This window comes from Brunnivagina elsteri CCALA 953 (genome assembly GCF_002289455.1).
GTDB lineage: Bacteria > Cyanobacteriota > Cyanobacteriia > Cyanobacteriales > Nostocaceae > Brunnivagina > Brunnivagina elsteri.
Genome location: NZ_NTFS01000605.1, coordinates 1 through 2,748 on the forward strand (window position 1 = coordinate 1; position 2,748 = coordinate 2,748).

Annotated in this window: 3 protein-coding genes; all 3 read right to left on the reverse strand. The window is 38.8% G+C overall.

The features are described 5' to 3' along the window. A partial coding sequence (locus tag CK510_RS28955) for a glycosyltransferase family 2 protein (RefSeq protein WP_143289496.1) occupies positions 1–298 on the reverse strand: 298 nt, incomplete at its 3' end. Positions 299–518: 220 nt separating this feature from the next. Beyond that, a complete protein-coding gene (locus tag CK510_RS28960) occupies positions 519–1,058 on the reverse strand; it encodes a hypothetical protein (RefSeq protein WP_095724917.1) in 540 nt (179 codons plus the stop codon). Between the two features lie 213 nt (positions 1,059–1,271). Then, positions 1,272–2,624, reverse strand: a complete 1,353-nt coding sequence (locus tag CK510_RS28965) for a helix-hairpin-helix domain-containing protein (RefSeq protein ID WP_095724918.1) — start codon at positions 2,622–2,624, stop codon at positions 1,272–1,274. Between the last annotated feature and the right edge of the window lie 124 nt (positions 2,625–2,748).

The following is a 2,748-nucleotide window of genomic DNA, read 5'->3' on the forward strand; positions in this document are numbered from 1 at the left end:
AATCATCATCACCAATTACCCAGACATATTTAGTTTGAGCAGTGTTGAGGCAAAATGTAATATTCCGCATTACACCAATATTGCTAGTATTACAATTTGAGATAAATACAACATTACTAAAATTATTTTGCCATTTTTTGATAATATCTGGAGTATTATCAGTTGAACAGTTATCTGAAATTAATATCTCACAATCATTTTCAAAACCTCTAATTGCTTGGTTTAACCATTCGAGTTGTTTGTCTAATATTACAGAGCGATTAAATGTAGGGATCGCAATAGTTAATAAGCGAGTCATATCTTTATTGTGCAAAACTATATTTGATGCCATTCAGCTTATTAGTTTGTGCCAATTTGCCGGAATTTTAGTCAAATAAAAATAACTACGTAGTGTCATTGTGTAGCTGCAAAATCTAGGGATACATCAAAGTATTACGATAAGAAAGCTTGAACTTATAGTGATACTTATAAACCCCTAGATAAATTACAGTTATTAATTTAATGAAGAGTTAAACAATCTACCTTTTTTGATGGTAATTTCTCCTCCACTGCTCAAGTTTTTCTATTGATATTGCTTGTGTAACGACATTGACATTATTTCCTCTCCATTCAACTTCAGCATCGGTTGTAAAAACACCGCAGTTTAGTTGTTCGAGGTGAATATCCCAATATTCGCTAAATCGACTTTTTAAAGTAATTACCTGTTCAAATACCTTATTTCTGTGTTTATTTCGTCGTTTCCGTTCAGTTGCCCCTGTTGCTTCAGTATCAATAAACTTAGTTTCGATCAGAAATAAATCACCAGTTGTACTTAGGTATACAAAATCACATTTACCCAAATCCGTATAATCTGCGATCGGTGACTTTTCAAATAGTAGTAACTCAGCACAAGAAGGAAATAAATCTTGGATATTTAAAAATAAGTAAGACTGCAAAAGCAGTTCCTTGTCGTAAGGAAACCCCACAACCCCCTCAAAAAAACGCTTTATGTCTTCTCTAGATTGGGGTTGAATCCTTTTGCAGTAAGCTACAAATTTATTTAGTTCGTCTGCGCTCATGCAGTTTTTATTCATTCCCCTTTTCGCCGCATGTAAGTTCGTCATGGCATAAAAAGATACCATGTATACTCGCGGTATTTCATCCGCAGAAGTCACTAAATAAACTAATCGGCGGGAGAATGTATACGTGTATTTACTGATGACGCTTTCATGAATTACGAATTAGAAGAGACTACTCGGCGGGTACTCTGTATAGCAAGGAAAAGTAATGTATTAATTAGTCAAAGGTTGGATACGTGCGGGAAAATTGGCGTTTTGGAGTGCATTGATGGCGTTAATGGAGTCATGAACCCAAAATTGTTTGCCAAAGCGGACTAATTGACGGGAACCTCCAGCTTGGATGACACCGATAACTGGGACTTTGCCCTTGTCTTTTTCCCCGGATTGGCTTACCAAGATATTACGTAAGCGATCGCGTTCTTCGAGGGTAGTTGCTTGTTCGGGGGTAAGTTCAACCATGACCATTTGCACTTGTTCTACAGGTTCGGCATCGTCTACAATTATCTGCTTTTGGTCATCGCGGCTTTTGATTTTAGCCCAAATAATTAATCTGGCATCGACTTGAAGCGCATTACAGATGCGTTCGTAGGTTTTTGGGAAAACCACTGCTTCCGATTGTGTGGTCAAGTCTTCGATTTGTAATATTGCCATTGCATCACCTTTTTGGGTGACTCGTTTCATGACGTTGTTGAGAATAACCACTACGCAAATTGCTGCATCGTCTTTTTGTTCGCCGATTTGCGATAGGTTGACAGGTGCGAGGATACGTGCTGATTGACGGATGGATTTGAGGGGATGATCGGAGACGTAAAAACCAAGTAGTTCTTTTTCCTTACTGAGTTTTTCTTGGGGGAGGAAATCAGCGATGGGTTTGGCTTTGGGTACGGAGTCAAAGGTGTTCTTATTCGGGCTGCTATTGCCGTTGCTGCCAAAACTACCACCCAGTAAGTCAAATAGGTTGCCTTGTCCGGTAGAACGGTCTTTAGCGCGGGATTGTGCCCAACTGTAAACTAATTCGAGGTCATGGATTAGTTGTTGACGGTTATTTTCGAGGGTATCAAAAGCTCCACAGTAAATTAGTGATTCGACAGTTTTGTTGGTGACAGTGCGTAAATCGACGCGATCGCAAAAGTCCCCCAAGGATTTAAAGTTACCATCGGCTTCCCTTGTTTCCAATATTGCTGCGATCGCATTTTGTCCTAAACCCCGCACTGCCGATAATCCAAATACAACTTTCCCATTCAGGGGTGTAAAATCAACTCCAGAAAGGTTTGCATTTGGTGGATCGATGGGAATACCCATGTTCTGGCAGGTAGCAATATATTTCTGTACCTTGTCAGTGTCGCCACTATTTGCAGTTAGCAATGCCGCCATGTATTCTAGCGGGTAATTGGCTTTTAAGTACGCCGTTTGATAAGTTACATACGCGTAAGCTGTTGAGTGGGATTTATTAAAGCAGTTAGAAGCCACTAACCCTTGTCTAGTAACAAAATTATGGTCTTTTTCTACGCCGATATCGTAGACATTCTGTATGCCTAATTTTTTTTTTGTAACTATTTTTACCATAATCCCAACCCCGAAGCCTTGTAGAAGCGAGTTTTATTTAAAATTAATTAAAATTAATTTGCGGTTTAACTTGTAATTTAAATACCAATCCAATACTAATCTAGAACAGGTTATTCATACGGGC

Excerpts from the sequence above, each read along its gene's own strand:
- CK510_RS28960 (WP_095724917.1), bottom strand. The coding sequence starts at position 1,058 with ATGAGCGCAGACGAACTAAATAAATTTGTAGCTTACTGCAAAAGGATT.
- CK510_RS28965 (WP_095724918.1), bottom strand. The coding sequence starts at position 2,624 with ATGGTAAAAATAGTTACAAAAAAAAAATTAGGCATACAGAATGTCTAC.